A 20,024-nucleotide genomic window follows, 5' to 3' on the forward strand; every position below is an offset into this window, starting at 1 on the left:
GTCAGGCGACGCCCGGCAGCACGGCGGACCAGCCGCCGTCGACGAGCAGGTTGGCTCCCGTGACGTAGGACGCGTCGTCGGAGACGAGGAAGAGCGCGCACGCGGCGACCTCCTCGGGCCGGCCGACGCGACCGAGCGGGATGCTCGTCGCGATGGCGCGCATCGGGTGCCCGGGGGCAAGCAGGTCGGAGCGCGTGGCAGGCGTGTCGACCATCCCCGGTGAGACGCAGTTGACCCGTATGCCGTGTGGCGCGCCCTCGGCGGCGAGCTGGCGGGTGAGCGCGATGACGCCGCCCTTCGTCACGGTGTGGGCCACGCGGTGGTTCGTCATCGAGCCGCTCACGCCGGCGGTCGACCCGACGAGCACGACGGCCGGGCGGGCCGAGCGCCGCAGGTGTCGCCAGGCGTGCTTCACGGGGAAGAGGACGACGTCGAGCTCGTTGCGCAGCACGAAGTGCCAGTCCTCGGCCGTCAGCTCCTCGAGCGGGGCGAACCGGGTGGCGCCGGCATTGGCGTGCAGCACGTCGATGCCGCCGTGCGCGTCGGCAGCGGCGTCCACCCAGGCACGCACGGCATCCTCGTCGGTGAGGTCGACGACGGAGGAGGTCATCGCGCCCCCCGCAGCTCGGACGGCCGCCGTCGTGTCGTCGGACGCGGGGCCGTCGAGGTCGCAGCCCACGACGACGGCGCCCTCCCGCGCGAAGAGCAGGGCGGCCTCCCGCCCCTGGCCACCGGCGGTCCCGGTGACGAGGACGACGCGGCCGTCCAGCCGTCCGGTCACGAGCGGGCGGGGTGGAGCTCGTGCAGCTCAGCCGTCGCGACCTCGGCAGCGTCGCCCTGCCCGGCGTCGAGCTCGGTGAAGGTGTCCTCCACCCAGTCCGCGGTGAAGGCGCCCACGTGGGGCAGGTGGTCGAGCCCGATGTGCTCGGTGGCTCCCTCCTCGGGTGAGAAGACCCGCAGCTCGCGCTTGGGGCTGCGCACCGCCTGTTCGAAGGAGCGGTGGGCGTACTCGAGGGGGATCTGGCGGTCGTTCTCGCCGTGCGTGATGAGGAAGGGGCAGGTGATCTGCTCGACGACTCCGTCGAGCTGGATGTCCTCGGCGTAGGAGATGAACTCCGCGATGTCGCTCTGCCCCCACACCCAGAGCACGTGCTCCCAGTAGTGGGGCACGGGGTTCTCGCCCTCGCGCTCGAGGCGGCGCTTCTGCACCTGGCCCCAGTTGTGGTTCGCGCCCCAGGCGACGGCGAGGGCGAGCCGCTTCTCGAAGGCCGCGGCGCGCGGCACGTAGTAGCCGCCGAGCGACCAGCCGACGAGCCCGATCCGGTCGGCCCGCACGTCGTCTCGCGTCTCGAGCCAGTCGACGCAGGCAGCGGCCCAACCCTCGGTCTCGACACGAGCGGTGAGGCCCTGCAGGCGCAGCGCCTCACCGCTGCCCGGGCAGTCGACCTGCAGCACCGAGATTCCGCGCGCGGCCATCTCGCTCGGCCACCCGGAGGTGTACATGTGCTCCTTCGTGGAGTCGAGGCCGTTCCACATGATCACGACGGGGACGGGGCGTCCGTCGGTCGAGCCGTTGGTGAAGTAGGCGGGCAACGTCGTCCCCTCGAACGGCACGGCCACGCGCGTGGTCGCGGGGTCGATGAGCTCGAACGACTTCTCCATCACCTCGAGCAGGTGCCGGTAGGTCGGGATGCGGTCGGGGGAGGAGTTGCTCAGCATCCGCTCGGACTGGCAGAGGTAGGCCGCTGCACGGAAGTACTTCTGACCGGCGGTGCGCCGGTGGCCGGCCTGCTCGGCCAGTGCGGCCTGCGCCTCGACCTGGTCGGCGACCCGCCGCCACGACGCGAGGAAGTCCTGCGTGCCGACGTCGGAGCCCTGCGCCGCGAGCTCACGGATCGGGCGGCAGGCGCGGTCGACCTCGTCGATGGCGCCGCCTGAGTTGAGCGTCGCCACGACACCGAGGTTCCAGATGTAGTTGCCGGGGAAGTACTCGAACACGGGGGCTCCTCAAGGGGCTCGGTTGGTGGTCTGTCGTGATCGTGACGGGTGTGGTGATGGGAGCGGAAGACGGCAGTGGTGATGCCTGCCATCGCCCACCACGGGCATACGGGATCGGGCGGGTCAGGGCTCGGTCGCGACGCGTGCTGAGAGCGTGCCGAGGTGCTCGACGGTGATGGTGACCTCGTCGCCGGGCTCGAGGGGCGGCGGCTCCTGGCGGCCGCGGCGCCCCCACAGCTCGGCGAGGCACCCACCGCCACCCGTGGTGCCGGACGCGAGGAGGTCGCCGGGCACGACGAGGGAGTCGCGCGATGCGTAGGCGACCATCTGCGCGAAGGTCCAGCGCATGTGCGAGAGCCGGTCCTGCCCGATCGGGTTGCCGTTGACGGCAACCCGGCAGTCGAGGTCGAGGAAGCCGTCAGCGGTGTGGTGCGGCTCGAGCTCGTCGGCCGTCACGACCCACGGCCCGATCGAGGTCGCGAAGTCCTTGCCCTTGGCCGGGCCGAGCCCGACCTTCATCTCGCGCGACTGGAGGTCGCGTGCCGACCAGTCGTTGACGATGGTGTAGCCGAAGATCGCCCGGTGGGCGCTCTCCTCGTCGAGGTCGCTGCCCCCGGCGCCGAGCACGGCCCCGACCTCGAGCTCGAAGTCGAGCGCCCGGGAGGCGCGCGGCCGCTGCACGGGTTGCCCCGGGCCGAAGAGCGCGTGGGGGTTGGTGAAGTAGAAGGTCGGTGCGTCGTACCACGCCGCGGGCACTCCGGTCGCGCCGTCGACGCTGCGCCGCACCCCCTCGACGTGCGACTCGAACGTCACGAAGTCGCGCACGGCGGGCGGCCGGTACGGCAGCTCGAGCGTGACGGACGACAGCGGCGTGCCGCGCCCGGAAAGGGCGCGCCCGCCCACGTCGAGTGCGCGCTCGAGACCCGACCGGACGAGGTCGCCGACCGTGTCGCCGCCCGGGAGCAGGTATGCCGTGCCGTCCTCTACGACCGCTCCCGTCACCCGGCCGTCGGCGGTGCGTACCGTTGCGAGCCTCACGGGCGGTCCTCCTCGGGAGGGCGAGTGGCATCGGCGATCCGCTTGTGCGAGACGTGGGCGCTGAGGCCCCCGTCGATGACGATCTCGGCGCCGTTGTAGTACGCCGAGTCGTCGGAGACGAGGAAGACGATGGTCGGCGCGATGTCGGCCGGGAGCCCCACGCGGCCGAGCGGGATCTCGGTCAGGGCCGCCTCGGTGAAGGCCGGCGACGCGCTGGCCATGAGGGGGGTGTCGACGAGACCGGGCATGACCGCGTTGACGCGGATGCCACGGAGGCCGAGCTCGAGCGACGCGCTGCGCGTCAGCCCACGCAGCGCCCACTTGCTCGCCGTGTAGGCGGCCGCGGCATGGCCGGCCATCGCCGCCACCGAGCAGATGTTGACGATGCTCGACCCGGCCGGCATGAGGGGTGCGAGCGCCTGGATCCCGAGCATCGGTCCGGTGACGTTCACCTCGAAGGCGAGGTGCCAGGCCTCGAGGGTGACGTGCGGAAGTCGTTCTCGCGCAGCGATCCCCGCGTTGTTGACGAGGGCGTCGACGCGTCCGTGACGCTCCCGCAGGTCGGCGGCGAGCGCGGCCCAGTCGTCGGGGCTCGTCACGTCGAGATGCGCATACCTCACGTCGAGGCTCTCGCCCTCGAGCCGGGCCGCCAGGGCCGAGCCGTCACCGTCGAGGACGTCGGTGGCCACGACTGTCGCACCCGCCCGCGCCAGTGCCTCGACCTCGGCGGCGCCCTGACCGCGGGCGCCGCCGGTGACGACGACGACCTTGCCGCCGAGGCCTGTCATCGGCACGTCACACCGGGGGAGCGACGAAGAGGCCGCGGTCGACGTCGTTGAACGACTCCTTGGCGATGAACTCGCTCATCGGGTCGGACGTGCCCCACTGGTCCTGGGTCATCGGGTCGCTGATGTCGTAGACGCTGGGGTGCCACTCGTCGGTCTCGAGGCGCTCGAGCTCGGTCGTGTACTCCATCGTGTTGCCGCTCGGGTCGATGAAGTAGGAGAAGGTGTTGTTGCCGGCGAGGTGACGGCCGGGCCCCCAGACCTTCCGGATGCCGGCGCGCATGACCCGTCCGGTGCCCCGCATGTACTCGTCGAGGCCACGCATCTCGAACGACACGTGGTGCACCGAGGTGTGCGGACCGCGGGCGATGGCGAGGCTGTGGTGCCAGTCGTTGCACCGCATGAAGTGCATCATCTCGCCCATGTGCGGGCTGCCCAGGCTGTCGCTCAGCTTGAAGCCGAGGTAGGTCTGGTACCAATCCCGCGTCGCGCTGATGTCGTTGCTGTTGACGACCGCGTGCGAGATGCGCACCGGGATCGCCTCGCCCTCCTCGATGGACCGGTGCTGGCGGGTCTCGACGTCGGAGGAGACCTCGAGGGTGCGGCCGTCGCCGTCGAAGAAGCGGAAGCCGTAGCCGCCGCCCGCGGTCTGCAGGTCGCCGGGCTGGCCGACGAGCTGCACGCCGAGGGAGCCGAGGCGCTCGGCGAGGGCGTCGACGGCGGCGGCGTCGGTCGCGCCGAAGGAGATGAGGTCGAGGCGCTTGTCCGCGTCGCGTCGCAGGCGCACGACGTACTGCTCCGGTGAGCCCTCTGCCGCGAGGTAGGACAGGTCGCCGTCGGTGCCGACCTCGGTCAGGCCCCACGTGTCCGTGTAGAACGAGCGCTGGGTCTCGTAGTCGGGCACGGCCAGGTCGACGTGCCGCAGGTGGGTGATGCCGAACTCGTTGAGGTGGCTCATGGCTCTCTTCCTTCTTCTTCTTCTTCTGGTGGTGGGGCTCAGCCGAGGACCGAGCCGCCCCCGTCGATGACGAGGTGGGCGCCGCTCACCCAGGACGACTCGTCCGAGGCGAGGTAGACGGCGGCGTTGACGATGTCCTCCGGTCGCCCGTGGCGGCCGAGGGGAATGCGGTCGAGCACGATGCGGCGCAGCCGCTCGGGCGGGTCGACGAGCATCGGTGCCGTGTTGGGCGTCTCGACGAGCCCCGGGCTGATGACATTCGCCCGTATGCCGTGGGGCCCGCCCTCGACGACGAGCTGGAGCGTGAGCGCGATGACGCCGCCCTTGGCGGCACTGTGCGCGTTCTGCGCCATGAACTCGACGCCCCGGGTCGCTGCGATGGAGCCGACGTTGATGATCGAGCCCCCGCCGTGGCGCCTGAGGTGTGGCCACGCAGCCCGAACCGTGTAGTAGACGAGGTCGAGCTCGTTGCGCATGGTGAAGTCCCAGTCGGCGACCGTGAGCTCGTCGAGGGCGCCGAAGCGCTGGGTGGACGCGTTGTTGTAGAGCACGTCGATGCCGTCGTGGACGGCGACGGCGGCATCGACCCAGTCGCGGGCCGCGTCGGAGTCACCGAGGTCGACCCCGCCCACGACGGTGATCGAGCCCCCCTGCGACCGCACGAGGTGCTCGGTGCGAGCGGCTGACTCGCGGTCGAGGTCGCAGCCGACGACGCGAGCCCCCTCCGCCGCGAAGCGAGCCGCCGCGACGGCCCCGATGCCGCCGCCGACGCCGGTGACCAGGGCGACCTTGCCCTCGAGCCGCCCGCTCACGACGACGCCCTCGCAGCGGTCCGGTCGAGCAGCTCGACGAGGTTGCCCTCGGGGTCGGCGACGTAGGCCATCCGCACGCCCGGCTCCGGGGAGGGACGCGGCGACATCCGCTCGGAGGCGCCGAGGGTGAGCAGCCGGCCGTATGCGGCGTCGACGTCCGACACGTCGAGGGCGAGGTGCCCGTAGCCGTGCGTGAGCGCGGCGTCGACGGGGCTGCTGGCCTGCAGGCCAGGATGGCTGCCCGCCCGGCTGAGCAGCTCGATGCGGTAGCCGTCACCGCGCAACATCACCCCACGGAAGTCGACCTCGGGGAGCGCGAACTCGAACTCCGGTGCGAGCCCGAGCGCGGCGGCATACCACTGCGTCATGGCGTCGAGGTCAGCGACGGTGAGGCCGACGTGGTCGAGGGTGCTCACGCGACCACCACCGTGCGCACGTTGGTGAACTCGCGCACACCCTCGGCGGAGAGCTCGCGGCCGTAGCCGCTGCGGCCGATGCCGCCGAAGGGCAGCCGGGGGTCCGACGCCACGACGGTGTTGACGAAAAGGGCTCCCGAGCGGATGCGGCGGCCGATGGCGAGCGCGTGCCCGGCCTCGCCCCAGACCGAGGCGCCGAGACCGAAGTCGGTGCCGTTGGCGAGGGCGACCGCGTGGTCGTCGTCGCGGGCCCGGATGACCGCGGCCACCGGGCCGAACGTCTCCTCCGTGAAGGCGGCCATGCCTGGGAGGACGTGGTCGAGCACCGTCGGCTCGACGTAGCACCCAGGCCCGTCGACAGCACGGCCGCCGGTCACGAGCCGCGCACCCGCGGCGACCGTTTCGTCGACCTGGCGCAGCACCCCGGCGCGCAGGTCGGGACGGGCCATGGGGCCGACCGTCGTCGCGTCGTCGGAGGGGTCGCCGAGCACGAGGAGCGCGACCTGCTCGACGAGGTGCTCGACAAAGGCATCGGCGACCTCGTCGACGACGACGAAGCGCTTCGCGGAGACGCAGCTCTGGCCGTTGTTGCCGAAGCGGCTGCGGGCGGCACCCTCGGCCGCCGAGCGCACGTCGGCATCGGCTAGCACGACGAACGGGTCGGAGCCGCCGAGCTCGAGCACGGACTTCTTGAGGGAGGCGCCGGCCACGGAGGCCACGGCTGCACCGGCTCGCTCGCTGCCGGTCAGGGTGACGGCGGCGACCCGTGGGTCGGTCACCACTGCGGGGGTGACGACGGGCACCTGCTCGCCGGTGAGGACGAGGGAGCGCAGGAGGCCGGTCGGCGCCCCGGTCGCTGCGCTCGCGTCGGCGAAGAGCTGCTCGATGGCCAGCGCGCAGCCCGTGACGTCGGGGCTGTGCTTGAGCAGCCCCGCGTTGCCGGCGACGAGTGCCGCACTGGCGAAGCGGAGCACCTGCCAGAAGGGGAAGTTCCACGGCATGACGGCGAAGACGACGCCCAGCGGCTCGTAGGACACCCAGGCGGCGGATCCGGTCGATTCGGCCGGCTGGTCGGCGAGCCACTGGTTCGCTCGTTCCGCGACGACGTCGCAGTTCCAGGCGCACTTGTCGATCTCGGCACGCGCCTCGCGCAGGGGCTTGCCCATCTCGGCCGTCATGAGCCGGGCGTAGGCCTCGCGACGTTCCCGCAGCAGGGTCCCCACCGCGCGGAGCAGGTCGCAGCGCAGCTCGAGCGGGGTCTCGCGCCAGACCTCGGCGGCGGCGGCCGTCGCGGCGAGACACTCCTCCACCCCCGCCGCGTCGTGCGCGGGGTAGCGGCGCAGGACCGCACCGGTCGCGGGGTTCGTCGTGACGACCTCGGCCCGGGTCTGGATCCGGCTGGCGGACTGGGTGGCGGACTGGGTGGCGGGCTGGGTGGGTGCGGACTGGGTGGGGGACTGGGTGACGGACTCGGTGGTCGTCATGCCGGCACCTCCTGGCTCACCCGACGACGCGCTCGGGGTGCCGGGGGGACGACCTCGGTGGGCGCCACGATCCGGTTGCGCACCGACCCGATGCCCTCGATGACCATCTCGACCTCGTCGCCGACCTGGAGCGGCCGTGGCTCGAGCCGGCCCGTGCGTCCCCACGACTCGGCGAGCGATCCGGAGGCGCAGGTCCCCGACGCGAGCACCTCACCGGCCTTGACCCACGAGGCGCGCGACGCATGCGAGACGAGCTGCTCGAAGGACCAGCCCATGTGGCCGGAACGGTCGGCGCCGACCTCCTCGCCGTTGACCCGCACCGACATGCCGAGGTCGAGGAAGCCGTCGGCGTCACGCAGGTGCTCGACCTCGTCGGGGGTGACGACCCACGGTCCGATCGTCGTCGCGAAGTCCTTGCCCTTGCTCGGGCCGAGCTTGAGCGACATCTCGCGGCCCTGGACGTCGCGGGCCGACCAGTCGTTCATGACGCAGTAGCCCCCGATCGCGGAACGGGCCTGCTCGGGCGTCTCGTTGCGCACGTCACGACAGACGACGGCCGCGAGCTCGAGCTCGAAGTCGAGCCGCTCCGTCTCGGGTGGGTACTCCACGTCGTCGTGGGCCCCGTGGACGGCGTGCGGCGCCATGAAGAGGAAGACCGGGGCGGCGTACCAGGCATCCGGCACGCCCACGTGGCCCATGCCCCTCTCCATCCCGTCGACGTGGGCCTCGAAGGTGAGGAAGTCGCGCATCGCGACGGGGTAGACGGGTGGCAGGAGCACGACGTCGTCCGAGCGGAGACCGTCGGCAGCGGCAGCCTCGTCGGCGGCAGCCTCCCGCTCGTCGGCGTCGGCAGCGAGCAGCCCGACGAGATCGGCGCCCGGGGCGAACGGGTGCAGCCACCAGTCCCGGCCGTCGCCGACGACCAGCCCGACCCGCCGGGTGTCCGGCCGGTCGTCCCGGAGGCGGAAGGAGGCGAGACGCATCGGTCAGCCGAGCGTCTCGTAGAAGGCACGCTCACGTCCGGCGAGCACGGGGATGGCCTGGCCGTGGCCGAACTCGGCGAAGTGCTCCGACGCGCCGTGGGCCGCGTAGGCCGCCTCGTCGGCGTACACCTCGAAGAGCCGGAAGACCGACGGCTCGGCCGGGTCCTGGTAGGCCTGGTAGAAGAGGTTGCCCGGCTCCTCGCGTGAGGGCGGGGTGAGCTTCTCGATCGCGTCGAGGACCACCTGCTCCTGGCCGGGCTGGGCGGTCCAGACGGCAGTGACGACGTAGGGCATCGGGAACTCCTGACATGGGGGACGAACCGGTCGACGCCCACGCTAGGTCTGGCGGTGACACCGGGGGAAAGCACCGACACGGATGCCACCTATCAGCGCGACGAGGGTTCCCCCAGAAGGCCGCCCGCTGTTTCCTGTGACCACCACCCGGGCGGACCGACCGCCGCGAGATCCAGGAGAAACAACGATGTCTCACCACTCGACCCTCGGCCGGGCAGCCATCGCGGCCGTCGCTGGCGGCAGCCTCGTCCTCCTCGCTGCCTGCGGCTCCGGCGGCACCCAGCCCGCCGCCGCCGAAGGCGCCGCCGCCGCAACCGGCTCATCCAACAAGACGATCGTCTTCTCGCCCCTGGCGCTGAAGATCCCGGCCATGAAGGGCCTGTCGGAGGGCGTCACCGCCTACGGCAAGAGCAAGGGCTACGAGGTGCTCGTCCAGGACCCCGACCTCAACCCGCAGAAGCAGGTCACCGACCTTCAGAGCGTCATCGAGTCAGGCCGCGCGGCCGGCGCCTGGGTCATCGCCGTGCAGCCGTCGTCGCTCAAGCAGCTCGTCACGGACGCGCAGGCGAAGAAGGTGCCGCTCATCCTCAACGGCGTCCCCGCCGACTACGGCATGGCCGGCCTCGAGCCGCTCGTGTCGTTCTCGACGATCGACTACGCGGCACAGGGCAAGGCACTCGGCGAGGAGCTCGGCAACTGCGTCAACGAGAAGCTCGGGGGCAAGGCCAGCGTCCTGTTCACCGAGAGCGGGCCCGGCACCGCGGGCAAGGCCGAGCTCGAGGGTGCAGCCAAGACCGCTCTGGCCGCGACGGCCCCGAACGCCAAGATCGTCGCCACCGTCGTCGTCAAGGACCGGCAGGGCATGCAGACCGACACGGGGGCGGTGCTGCAGGGCAACCCCGACATCACGGCCGTCATGGGTCAGAACGACGAGGGCGCCCTGGGGGCCCTGGGGGCCTTCGCGGCGGCCGGCAAGGAGCTGCCCTGCGTCACCGAGGCCGGCGGCAACGACGAGGTGCTCGCAGCCGTGAAGTCCGGCAAGATCTACGCGGTCGTCGCGCTCCAGTTCGCGCAGGACATGGTGCAGTCGTTCGACACCCTCACCGCGATGATCGCCGACCCGACGAAGACCGGCGTGCAGCTCACCGTGCCCCAGAAGGTCATCAAGGCGGGGATGTGAGCACCATGTCGACCACCCGGGCTCCCGCGTCGGGGGCAACCCCTTCGGCCGCCCCCGACGCGGCGGCAGTCCCCGGCAGCCACGACATGCCCCGCACAGTGGCGGTCCTGGTCTTCCTGCGCGATCGCGGCATCTTCCTGCTCTGGGGGATCCTCCTACTCGTCTTCTCCTTCTGGTGCGCCCCCTATTTCGCGACGCTCGACAACGCGCTCCTCGTCGCGAACGCGGCCGCGATCACGGCGCTCTTCGCCGCCGGCGTCGGGGTCGGCATCATGACGGGAGTGCTCGACCTGTCGCTGCCGGGCACGGCCGCCATGGCGGCCTGCGTCTGCGGCTGGCTGCTCACCCACGGCCAGCCGGTGTGGCTCTCGCTGCTCGCAGGGCTCGCCACGGGTGTCGTCGTGGGGCTCGTCAACGGGGCGATCGCACTCCGGGGCTTCAACCCCATCATCATCACGATCGGCACCCTGTCGGTCCTGTCCGGGCTCGCCGCGGTCGTCGCGGGCGGCTACACCTTCCCAGGCCTCACCCAGCTGACCTTCATGGGCACCGACCGCTACTTCCGGGTCCCCGCGCCGGTCTACATCGTCGGCGCCGTCTTCGTCGTCGGCACGGTCTTCCTGACCCGGACCCGCGACGGCATCCGTCTCATGGCGGTCGGCGGAAACGCCGAGGCCGTGCGCCGGGCCGGCATCCCGAGCCCGCGATACATCGTCCTCGGCTTCGTCATCTCGGGTCTGCTCGCGGCCCTCGGCGGCCTGGTCACGACCGCGGTCGTCACGGAGGCGAGCCCCTCGGCCAGCCCGGCGATCATCTTCAACGCTCTCACCGCCGTGGCCCTCGCCGGTGTCGCCCTCACCGGTGGGCGCGGCAGCCTGCCCCGGGTGCTCGTGGGGTCGCTCATCCTCGCGACGATCGCCAACGGCCTGACGATCCGCGGCATCCAGCCGTACTGGGCCACCGTCGTCACAGGCGCGCTCCTGCTCGGATCGCTCGCGATGGAGCGCGCGATCCAGACGAGCGTCTCCGACCGCCTCATGGCCACCGCCAACCTCTCGGTCCACCAGAAGAAGGTGTGAACATGACCGGCAACGAGACCTCCGTCCCGGCCCTCGAGCTCACGGGCATCGACCTGCACTACGGCTTCGTCCGTGCTCTCGACGGCATCGACCTCACAGTGATGCCCGGAGAGGTCGTCGGCCTCCTCGGCGACAACGGCGCCGGCAAGTCGACGCTCCTCAAGGTCATCTCCGGCGCGCACCGGCCCTCCGCCGGCACGCTACGCGTCTTCGGGGAGGAGAAGGAGCTCCACGCGCCCAGCGACGCCGCCGCCGCGGGCATCCAGATGGTCTATCAGGACCTCGCCCTCGTCGAGGCCCAGGACATCTCGACCAACCTCAACCTCGGCCGCGAGATCCTGCGGCCGGGCCCGCTGGGCTGGCTCGGCTTCGTCGACCACAAGGCGATGCGCAAGCGTTCCGAGGCCGAGCTCGACCGGCTCGGCGTGCGCACCGCCCCGATGACACGACCGGTCGAGATGCTCTCGGGTGGCCAGCGCCAGGTCGTCGCCCTCGCCCGCAGCGCCATCCGCGTCAGCGGGGAGTCCCGCGGCATCCTGCTCCTCGACGAGCCCACGGCCGCCCTCGGCTACGAGCAGACGAAGCAGGTCGAGGCCCTCATCCGCCGGATGGCGGAGCACGGCATCGCCATCGTCCTCGTCACCCACAACCTGCCGCTCTGCGAGGAGGTGGCCGACCGCGTCGTCGTGCTCAACCGCGGCCGGAAGGTCGCCGACATCGCGATGGCCGACACCGAGACCGACCACGTCGTCGGCTGGATCACCGGGGCGCGGGAGTCCCAGTTCGTCGCCTGAGCCCGCGCCGTAGCCCGCAGTGCAGCCCGCACTGCAGCTCGCACAGCACCACGCCCTCTCCACCCCTAGCAGGAGGTCACTGATGACCACGTCCCCCGTCCGCCGCGTCCTCATCGTCGGCGGTGGCATCGCCGGTGGCGTCGCCGCTCTGGCCCTGCGCCAGCGCGGGGTCGACGTCGTCGTCGTCGAGCAGCGCGCCGAGATGGGCGGTGTCGGGCACGGCATCACGCTCCAGGGCAACGCGCTCAAGGCCTTCCACTCCGTCGGGGTGTTCGAGCGCATCGCCGAGCGCGGCTTCCCGTTCGCCCACCTGCGCATGCGCAGCGCGGACGGCGACCACGTCATCGCCGAGATCCCGACCCCGCCGATGGGCGGCACGGAGGTGCCCCCCACGATGGGTGCGCTGCGCGGCGACGTCGCCGACGTCCTCGCCGACGAGGTCGTGCGCGCCGGGGTCGACGTCCGCCTCGCCCGGACGGTCACGGCGCTCGACGACCGGGGCGACTCCGTCGTCGTGGCGCTGTCGGACGGCACGACCGAGGAGGTCGACCTCGTGATCGGGGCGGACGGCATACGGTCGCAGGTGCGGGGGATGATCGGCATCGAGGCCGAGCCGCAGACGGTCGGCATGGGCATCTGGCGCGTCGTGGCCGAACGGCCCGAGGAGATGGACTGCTCCGAGCTCTATTACGGCGGTCCGAAGTTCAAGGCCGGCTACACGCCGATCTCCGAGGACCACTGCTACGCCTTCCTGCTCGAGGAGAACCTCGACCGGTCGTTCGTCGGCGAGAAGCCGAACGGCAAGGTGCTCAAGGAGCACGGCGCCGGCTACGGCGGCACGTGGGGGAAGGTGCGCGACAGCATCGCCGACGACGCCGTCGTCAACTACCAGTGGATCGAGGCCGTGCAGATCGACGGCCCCTGGCACCGCGGCCGCGTCGTGCTCATCGGCGACGCGGCCCACGCCTGCCCGCCCCTCATCGCCCAGGGCGCCGCGATGAGCGCCGAGGACGGTGTCGTGCTCGCCGACGTGATCGCGACGAGCGACTCGGTCGAGCAGGCGCTCGACACCTTCATGGAGCGCCGCGGGCCGCGGGTCGGCCTCGTGCTCGGCAACAGCCTTCAGCTCGCCGAGTGGGAGATCCACCCGGAGACGCCGGGCGCCGACCCCGGCCGGGTCATGGGTCAGACCCTCCACGCCCTCTGCGCCCCGGCCTGACCGATGACAGCGATCGACACGACCCTCTTCGAGGGCACCCTCGTGCTGCGTGACACCGACGGCTTCGACCTGGCCCGGGTCGACCGGGTCTTCAACCGCCGCCTCCCCGACCGCAGCCCCGCCGCGGTGCTTCGGGTCGCCAGCGAGGACGACGTCATCCGCGGGGTGCGGCTGGCCCGCGAGCGGGGCTGGAAGGTGGCCGTGCGGTCGGGTGGACACAGCTGGGCGCAGTGGTCCATCCGCGACGAGGCCCTCGTCCTCGACCTCGCCGCTCTCACCGACATCACCTACGACGAGGCCACCGGTGTCGTCAGCGCCGGACCGGCGGTGCGCGGCGGCATCGAGCTGGCGGCCTTCCTCGCCGAGCGCGACCGCTTCTTTGTGGGCGGTCACTGCCCCACGGTCGGCATCGGTGGCTTCCTCCTCCAGGGCGGGCAGGGTTGGAACTGCCGGGGTTGGGGGTGGGCGGCTGAGTACGTCGAGGCGGTCGACGTCGTCACCGCAGACGGCGAGCTCGTGCGGGCAGACGCCACCACCAACGCCGACCTCTACTGGGCGGCCCGGGGAGCCGGACCCGGCTTCTTCGGGGTCGTGACCCGCTTCCACCTGCGCACGCTCCCGGCGCTGCGTCACGTCGCCCAGACCGTGCACGCCTATGCCCTCGACGACTTCGACGAGGTGATGACCTGGCTCCACGCCACGCACGCCTCGGTGCCGGACTCCGTCGAGATCGTCGCCCTCACGAAGACCGACCCCGCGATCGCGCCCGACCCGGTGCTGCTCGTCACGGCTGTCGCGCTGCTCGACGACGCCGCTGCCGCGAAGTCCGTGCTCGCGGCGTTCCGCACGTCCCCGGCTCTCGAGCGTGCCCTGCTCGTCATTGACGCAGAGCCGACCACCGTGGACGAGCAGCGTCGTCGCCAGCTGGCCGACAACCCCGAGGGGCGGCGCTGGGCCGTCGACAACGCCTGGCTCCGCGGCACCGCTGACGAGGTCGTGCCCGCCATGCGGCGGGCCTACACGACGCTGCCTACGGCGGAGTCCTTCACGATCTGGTTCAGCATGGCGCCCCTGCGCGAGCTGCCCGACATGGCCTTCTCGCTCCAGTCGGAGATCTACCTCGCGAGCTACGTCGTCTGGGAGGACCCGGCCGACGACGCGGCGAACGTCGCCTGGCTGGAGTCGGCCATGGCCGACCTCGAGCCCGTCACCGTCGGGCAGTACCTCGGTGACAGCGACCTGTCGCGGCGGCAGGTCCGCTTCATGTCCGACGACGCCTGGGCGCGGCTCGCCCTCATCCGGGCCGAGCGCGACCCCGACGGGCTCTTCGTCGGCCACTGGGCCGGACCCGAGAGCGCCACCAACCGCAACCACTGGCTGGAGTGACGGGTGCCCGTCTCAGCCCAGCTCGCTCGCCGTCTCGTCGAGCCGGTCGAACAGCCACCGGTGCGCTGGGTCGGAGAGCCGGTCGGCCGCGAACCAGTAGCCCTCGGCCAGCACGACCTCGCCGAAAGGTGGCTCGACGACGACGAGGTCGGACTCGGGGCCGGCATGGATCCGGGCGAGCTTCTCGGGAACGACGGCGACCATGTCGGTGCCCCGGATGACGAAGGGCAGCGGCAGGAAACCGAAGACCTGCAGCATGATCCGGCGGTCGATGCCGGCCTCGCCGAACGCGCGGTCGACCGGCGTGAGGATGCCGGGGCCGAAGGCCGCCACGGCGTGCGGCAGCTCGGCGAGGTCGGCCAGCGTGAGCGCCCCGTCGACGAGCCGGGCGTTGCGCCGGTCGACCACGACGACCATGCGGTCACGCCAGAGCGGCCGCGACTCACCGGGGAAGCCGAAACCCAGGGGCGCCACGAGGGCGTCGAAGTCGAGCAGGACCCGGTCGGAGCTGCGGGCATCGGGGCCGAGGTGCTCGATGATGAGCCGGATGCCGGGAGCGGCGGCGCTGATCCGACGCACGAGCGGCTCGTGCAGCACCGCGATCGCGTAGTCGCTCATCGACAGCCGGAAGCAGCGGTCGCTCGTCGAGGGGTCGAAGGGCTCCTCGAGGTCGAGGGCCCGCCCCATGAGCCGCACCGCGTGCTGCACCTCGGGCAGCAGGTCGCGCGCGAAAGGGGTCAGCTCGTAGTCGCGGCCGGCGCGCACGAGCAGCTCGTCGTCGAACCGGCGCCGGAGCCGGGCGAGGGCGGCGCTCATCGCGGGTTGGCTGAGGTTCAGCCGCTGCCCGGCCCGGGTGACGTTGCCCTCCTCGAGGAGGACCTTGAGCGGCAGCAGCAGGTTGAGATCGGTGCCTCCCAGCGCCATGGGACCCTCCTTCGGACGAAGCGGGTCGAGCGTACTGCGCCGGGGGCTAGGCTCGGCTCGGCTCGAGGAGGAGTGATGCGCGAACGCCTGCGCGACGTCGACGCGAACCTGCTGCTGGCGCTGCACGCGCTGCTGGAGGACCGCAACCTCACCCATGCCGGCGAGCGCCTCGCGATGAGCCAGCCCGCGATGAGCGGTGCCCTGACCCGGCTGCGGCGACATTTCGACGACGAGCTGCTCGTGCGCAGCGGTCGCGGCTTCGAGCTGACCCCTTTCGCGGCACGGCTGCGGCCCGACGTGACCGAGGCGGTGGAGGCCGCCGAGGCGCTCCTCGGCAACCAGCGCGAGTTCGACCCCACGTCGAGCACGCGCCGCTTCTCGGTGAGCATGTCGGAGTACGCGATGAGCGTCCTCGCAGAGCCGCTGACCCGGCTGCTCTCGGAGGAGGCGCCCGGCTGCTCCGTGGCGCTCGACGCCATCGACGTCGGCCCTGAGCTCTTCGAGACCCAGCTCATGAGACGTGACCTCATCATCGGCCCGCTGGGCTTCGAGTTCCCCGGTCGCACGCAGCCGGTCTTCACCGACTCGCTGGCCTGCGTCGTCGCGCGCGACAACCCGCGCCTGCACGCCGGCCACCTCTCCCTGGAGGACCTCCGGGGCATGCCGCACGCGGTCGCTCGCTTCGGCGCCGCCGGCCCGCGGCGTCGTCCGCTCGAGGTCGCGCTCGAGCAGGTCGGGCTCCAGGACCGCATCGTCCTCGTCGAGGTGACAAGCCTTCTCACGCTGCCCTTCGCGGTCGGTGGAACGGACATGTGCGCCTTCGTGCCCTCCCGCCTCGCGCGGCGCTGCGCGCCCCTGCTCGACCTCGTCGTCGCCGACACCGAGGTGCCGGCCGTCGCGATCGTCGAGGCCGCGCACTGGCACCCGCGCCGCGAGAAGGATCCCGCCGTGGTCTGGATGCGTCGCCTCCTCTACGACGTCGCCGTGACGGTCGAGGACGAGCGGGACGAGGTGCACGAAGTTCACGGTGTTCACGGTGTTCACGGTGACGAGCGACGGCGAGAGGACGGGCCCCGTGACGACACTGCCTGACCCGCGCGTGGGTCCGGCGGGCTGGGTGGCCGACATGGTCACGCCTGCGGTCGATCTCACGGCACCGCTCTTCCGGCGCGAGCTGAGCCTCGACCGCGGTCACGGTGAGGTGGACCGGGCCGTGCTCCACATCAGCAGCCTCGGGGTGCACGAGGCGTTCATCGACGGCGTGCCCGTCGGCCCCGACGTGCTCAGCCCCGGCTGGAGCGCGTACGAGTGGCGGCTGCGGTTCGCCACCCACGACGTCACGGAGCTGGTGCGCGACGGCAGCGTCCTCAGCGTCTGCGTCGGCAACGGCTGGTGGCGGGGGCGCCTCGGCTTCATGGGTGCCCGCGCGCTCTACGGCGACCGCCTCGGCCTGATCGCGCAGCTCGAGCTGACCTTTGACGACGGGCACGAGCAGGTGGTGGCGACCGACTCGTCGTGGACCGCAGGCCCGTCGGACACCCTCGCCGACGACCTCTACGACGGGCAGACGATCGACGCCGGTCGCCGCCCGATCGACCTCACCTGGCACCTGCCAGTCGTGCCCCTGCCGTTCGACACGGGGGTGCTCACCCCCTACCTCGGGCCTCGCGTCGTGCGACACGAGGTGCTGCGAGCCCGGCGCATCTGGACCTCGCCGAGCGGACGCACGCTCGTCGACGTGGGGCAGAACATCGTGGGCTGGGTGCGATGCACGGTGCAGGGGCCGCGGGGCCAGGAGGTGCGACTGCGCCACGCCGAGGTCCTCGAGGACGGCGAGCTCGGTGTCCGGCCGTTGCGCGACGCCCAGGCCACCGACCGCTTCGTGCTGAGTGGCGGCGTCGACCACTTCGAGCCGTCGATGACCTTCCACGGCTTCCGCTACGTCGAGGTGACCGGATGGCCGGGCGACCTCACGGACGACGACCTCGAGATCGTCGTCGTGCACTCCGACCTGGTGCGCACCGGAACGTTCGCGTGCTCGGACCCTTTGCTGAGCCGCTTCCACGAGAACGTCGTGTGGGGCACGCGGGGCAACATGCTCGACCTGCCGACCGACTGCCCACAGCGCAACGAGCGCCTCGGCTGGACCGGCGACCTCGCCGTCTTCGCTCCCACGGCCGCCTACCTCTTCGACGTGGAGGGCTTCCTCGCCGACTGGCTCGTGGACCTCGCCCTCGAGCAGGAGCATGCCGACGGGTTCGTGCCCAACGTCGTGCCCGACGTGCTGAAGCTGATGCCGCACCCGCCCCAGTTCCCGCCGCCGGAGAGCACCGCGGTCTGGAGCGACGCCGCAGTCTGGGTGCCGTGGGCCCTCTACGAGGCGTACGGCGACCGGGTGGTCCTCGAGCGGCAGCTGCCCTCGATGCTGGCTCATCTTCGCCGGGTCCAAAGTCTGCTGTCGCCGACAGGACTGTGGGACAAGGGGTTTCAGTTCGGTGACTGGCTCGACCCTGATGCCCCGCCGGATGCCCCGTGGAAGGCCAAGGCCGATCCGGCCGTCGTCGCGACCGCCTGCCTCCACCGCAGCGCCCGACTCGTCGCTCGAGCCGCGGAGGTGCTGGGGCTCGCGGCCGAGCAGCGGGAGGCCACGGCGCTCGCCGACCGTGTCAGGGGCGCCTTCGTCGAGCACTACGTCGGCGCGGACGGCACGGTGCGCTCGGACTGCGTGACGGCATACGCGCTCGCCATCTGTTTCGACCTGCTCGACGCCCGCGACGAGGAGCGAGCGGGCCAGCGGCTCGCTGAGCTCGTCGCGCAGGGCGGGCACCGGATCGCCACCGGCTTCGCCGGCACGCCCTTCGTCACTGACGCCCTCACGCGCACCGGCCACCTCGACGACGCCTACGCACTGCTCCTGCAGACCGAGTGCCCGTCATGGCTCTATGCCGTGACGATGGGGGCGACGACGGTCTGGGAGCGATGGGACTCCATGCTGCCGGACGGCAAGGTCAACCCCGGCGAGATGACCTCGTTCAACCACTACGCGCTCGGCGCGGTCGCCGACTGGATGCATCGGACGGTCCTGGGCATCGCGCCGGCCGAGCCCGGTTATGCCGCAGTGCGTTTCGCGCCACGGCCTGGCGGTGGGCTGACCTGGTGCGAGGGCGCCCTCGACACGCGCCACGGCCGGGTCGGGTTGCGGTGGGAGCAGACCACTGACGGTCTTGTCGTCACGACGGACGTTCCCGAGGGCGTGCACGCCCTCCTCTCGCTACCCGACGGAACCGAGGTCGACGTGCCGGCCGGACGGGTCACGCACCGACCGTGACCGGCGCCCGCTTCGTCGTGCCGAACGCTGCGTTGCGGCTGATGAGCAGGGCGAAGGCCGAGCACGCCGCCATGACGATCGCCGGCACGAGTGCCGAGCCCTCACCCCCGAGCCCGACGAGGGGGGAGACGAGCGCCCCGAGAGCGAACTGCGAGAAGCCGAGGAGCGCGCTGCCGGTGCCCGCGAGGTCGCGCACGTGCCCCATGGCGATGGCCGCGGAGTTGCCGAGGATGCCGCCGCCGGCGGCCACGGCGACGAGGATGGCGGGAGGCAGCGTCCACGTCGGCGCGCCTGCTGCCGCAAGCGTGACGAAGGCGAGAGTCGCTGCGAGCTGGACCACCAGGCAGGTGCGCACGATGCGCCCCGGCTCCGTGCTGTCGACCAGGCGGCTCGACACCCACCCGGCGCTGATGAGCGCAGCGGCGTTGACCCCGAAGGCGATCCCGTAGCCGACCTCCGACAGCCCGACGACGGTGCGGTAGACGAAGGGCGAGGCGGCGATGTAGGCCATCATCAGCCCGAAGGCGAGCGTGAAGACGCTCAGCGGCGGCGCGAAGCCTCGGCGCCGAACCACGGACGCGACCGACCGCCGCAACGACGTGGCAGCAGTCGTGCGGCGCTCGGCCGGAAGCGACTCGGGGAGTGCGACGAGCACGCCGACGAGCATCGCGAGGCAGAGGGCGGTGACCGTCCACAGGAGGCCGCGCCACCCCACCGGGGCGAGCAGGAGGCCACCGACGAGGGGAGCGAGCACGGGAGCGACGCCACCGACGGTGAGCACGAGCGTCAGGGCCTTGGCCGCGGCACGTCCGGTCACGAGGTCGGTGATGACGGCGCGGCCGATCACCATGCCGCCCGCGCCGGCCACGCCCTGGAGCAGCCGGGCGCCGAGGAGCACCGGCAGTGACGGGGCGAGCGCGCTGGCCGCCCCCGCCACCACGCAGACGACGGCGCTCGCGACGAGTGGGGGGCGGCGCCCGACGCGGTCGGACAGGGGGCCCATGACGAGCTGGCCGACGGCCATCCCGACGAGGAAGGCCGTCAGCGTCAGCTGGACCCCGCTCGTCGACACCCCCAGCTCGGTCCCGAGCTCGGGGAAGCCGGGGAGGTAGAGGTCGGTCGCGATCGGCGCGACGGCCGCGAGCGAGGCGAGCACGACGACGACGGCCCAGCCGACGCCTTCGCGAGACGTGGTGGTCGGGTCGGGTGAGGGCACGTGGGCAGTCAACCTCGCCCTCGGCCGACCGGGAACCCGGTATCGCGCATGCCAGTGATCGGTCCTCGTGATGCCCCCAGCCCTTGTGGGTCGCCTCCTGCGTCGGGCTGACTGGGTGCACTGGACGCAA

General features: G+C 72.0%; 19 protein-coding genes. 7 read left to right on the forward strand and 12 right to left on the reverse strand.

Annotation, left to right across the window (positions count from 1 at the left end; genetic code table 11):
• Position 1: 1 nt before the first annotated feature.
• From FHX52_RS04390 to FHX52_RS04435, 10 genes are all read right to left on the reverse strand, one after another.
• Positions 2-781, reverse strand: a complete 780-nt coding sequence (locus tag FHX52_RS04390; RefSeq protein ID WP_141820246.1) for an SDR family NAD(P)-dependent oxidoreductase — start codon at positions 779-781, stop codon at positions 2-4.
• Complete coding sequence (locus FHX52_RS04395; protein ID WP_141820248.1) at positions 778-1,998, reverse strand: alpha/beta hydrolase family protein; 1,221 nt, start codon at positions 1,996-1,998, stop codon at positions 778-780. Before FHX52_RS04395 ends, FHX52_RS04390 begins: the two co-directional genes overlap by 4 nt.
• Positions 1,999-2,121: 123 nt before the next feature.
• Complete coding sequence (locus tag FHX52_RS04400; protein ID WP_141820250.1) at positions 2,122-3,036, reverse strand: fumarylacetoacetate hydrolase family protein; 915 nt, start codon at positions 3,034-3,036, stop codon at positions 2,122-2,124.
• Positions 3,033-3,824, reverse strand: coding sequence for an SDR family NAD(P)-dependent oxidoreductase (locus tag FHX52_RS04405; RefSeq protein WP_141822025.1), 792 nt, complete (start codon positions 3,822-3,824; stop codon positions 3,033-3,035). Before FHX52_RS04405 ends, FHX52_RS04400 begins: the two co-directional genes overlap by 4 nt.
• A 7-nt stretch (positions 3,825-3,831) precedes the next feature.
• Entirely contained in the window at positions 3,832-4,779 is a 948-nt protein-coding gene (locus FHX52_RS04410; protein WP_141820252.1) for a VOC family protein, read from the reverse strand.
• Between the two features lie 38 nt (positions 4,780-4,817).
• On the reverse strand, positions 4,818-5,591 hold the full coding sequence (locus tag FHX52_RS04415; protein WP_141820254.1) for an SDR family NAD(P)-dependent oxidoreductase: 774 nt from the start codon (positions 5,589-5,591) through the stop codon (positions 4,818-4,820).
• On the reverse strand, positions 5,588-6,007 hold the full coding sequence (locus FHX52_RS04420) for a VOC family protein (RefSeq protein ID WP_141820256.1): 420 nt from the start codon (positions 6,005-6,007) through the stop codon (positions 5,588-5,590). The genes FHX52_RS04415 and FHX52_RS04420 overlap by 4 nt, the downstream gene beginning before the upstream one ends.
• On the reverse strand, positions 6,004-7,491 hold the full coding sequence (locus FHX52_RS04425) for an NAD-dependent succinate-semialdehyde dehydrogenase (RefSeq protein ID WP_141820258.1): 1,488 nt from the start codon (positions 7,489-7,491) through the stop codon (positions 6,004-6,006). Before FHX52_RS04425 ends, FHX52_RS04420 begins: the two co-directional genes overlap by 4 nt.
• A complete protein-coding gene (locus tag FHX52_RS04430) occupies positions 7,488-8,474 on the reverse strand; it encodes a fumarylacetoacetate hydrolase family protein (protein ID WP_141820260.1) in 987 nt (328 codons plus the stop codon). The genes FHX52_RS04425 and FHX52_RS04430 overlap by 4 nt, the downstream gene beginning before the upstream one ends.
• A gap of 3 nt (positions 8,475-8,477) precedes the next feature.
• Entirely contained in the window at positions 8,478-8,768 is a 291-nt protein-coding gene (locus FHX52_RS04435) for a putative quinol monooxygenase (protein WP_141820261.1), read from the reverse strand.
• A gap of 187 nt (positions 8,769-8,955) precedes the next feature.
• Between FHX52_RS04435 and FHX52_RS04440 the strand changes: the two genes are divergently transcribed.
• From FHX52_RS04440 to FHX52_RS04460, 5 genes are all read left to right on the forward strand, one after another.
• On the forward strand, positions 8,956-9,948 hold the full coding sequence (locus tag FHX52_RS04440) for a sugar ABC transporter substrate-binding protein (RefSeq protein WP_185747085.1): 993 nt from the start codon (positions 8,956-8,958) through the stop codon (positions 9,946-9,948).
• 5 nt (positions 9,949-9,953) lie between these two features.
• Positions 9,954-11,027 carry an ABC transporter permease gene (locus tag FHX52_RS04445; protein ID WP_141820265.1) on the forward strand — a complete coding sequence of 358 codons (1,074 nt, stop codon included), beginning with the start codon at positions 9,954-9,956 and terminating at the stop codon, positions 11,025-11,027.
• Positions 11,028-11,029: 2 nt separating this feature from the next.
• Positions 11,030-11,821 carry an ATP-binding cassette domain-containing protein gene (locus tag FHX52_RS04450; RefSeq protein WP_141820267.1) on the forward strand — a complete coding sequence of 264 codons (792 nt, stop codon included), beginning with the start codon at positions 11,030-11,032 and terminating at the stop codon, positions 11,819-11,821.
• 82 nt (positions 11,822-11,903) lie between these two features.
• On the forward strand, positions 11,904-13,040 hold the full coding sequence (locus FHX52_RS04455) for an FAD-dependent monooxygenase (RefSeq protein WP_141820269.1): 1,137 nt from the start codon (positions 11,904-11,906) through the stop codon (positions 13,038-13,040).
• Positions 13,041-13,043: 3 nt separating this feature from the next.
• Entirely contained in the window at positions 13,044-14,426 is a 1,383-nt protein-coding gene (locus FHX52_RS04460; protein ID WP_141820271.1) for an FAD-binding oxidoreductase, read from the forward strand.
• A 12-nt stretch (positions 14,427-14,438) separates the two neighbouring features.
• Here FHX52_RS04460 and FHX52_RS04465 read toward each other — a convergent pair whose 3' ends face one another.
• Positions 14,439-15,350 carry a LysR family transcriptional regulator gene (locus FHX52_RS04465; RefSeq protein ID WP_141820273.1) on the reverse strand — a complete coding sequence of 304 codons (912 nt, stop codon included), beginning with the start codon at positions 15,348-15,350 and terminating at the stop codon, positions 14,439-14,441.
• A 75-nt stretch (positions 15,351-15,425) separates the two neighbouring features.
• Here FHX52_RS04465 and FHX52_RS04470 point away from each other — a divergent pair, with 75 nt between their 5' ends.
• Positions 15,426-16,442: a LysR family transcriptional regulator gene (locus tag FHX52_RS04470; protein WP_141820275.1), complete on the forward strand. Its 1,017-nt coding sequence runs from the start codon at positions 15,426-15,428 to the stop codon at positions 16,440-16,442.
• Between the two features lie 34 nt (positions 16,443-16,476).
• Positions 16,477-18,678 (forward strand): alpha-L-rhamnosidase, encoded by a 2,202-nt coding sequence (locus FHX52_RS04475; protein ID WP_141822026.1) that lies wholly within the window; start codon positions 16,477-16,479, stop codon positions 18,676-18,678.
• Here FHX52_RS04475 and FHX52_RS04480 read toward each other — a convergent pair.
• The gene (locus tag FHX52_RS04480; protein ID WP_246069609.1) at positions 18,662-19,894 is read right to left on the reverse strand and encodes a multidrug effflux MFS transporter; all 1,233 of its coding nucleotides are present in this window, start codon (positions 19,892-19,894) and stop codon (positions 18,662-18,664) included. The two genes, FHX52_RS04475 and FHX52_RS04480, sit on opposite strands and share 17 nt — an antisense overlap.
• Positions 19,895-20,024: the final 130 nt, after the last annotated feature.

The organism is Humibacillus xanthopallidus, from assembly GCF_006717145.1.
Taxonomy (GTDB): domain Bacteria; phylum Actinomycetota; class Actinomycetes; order Actinomycetales; family Dermatophilaceae; genus Humibacillus; species Humibacillus xanthopallidus.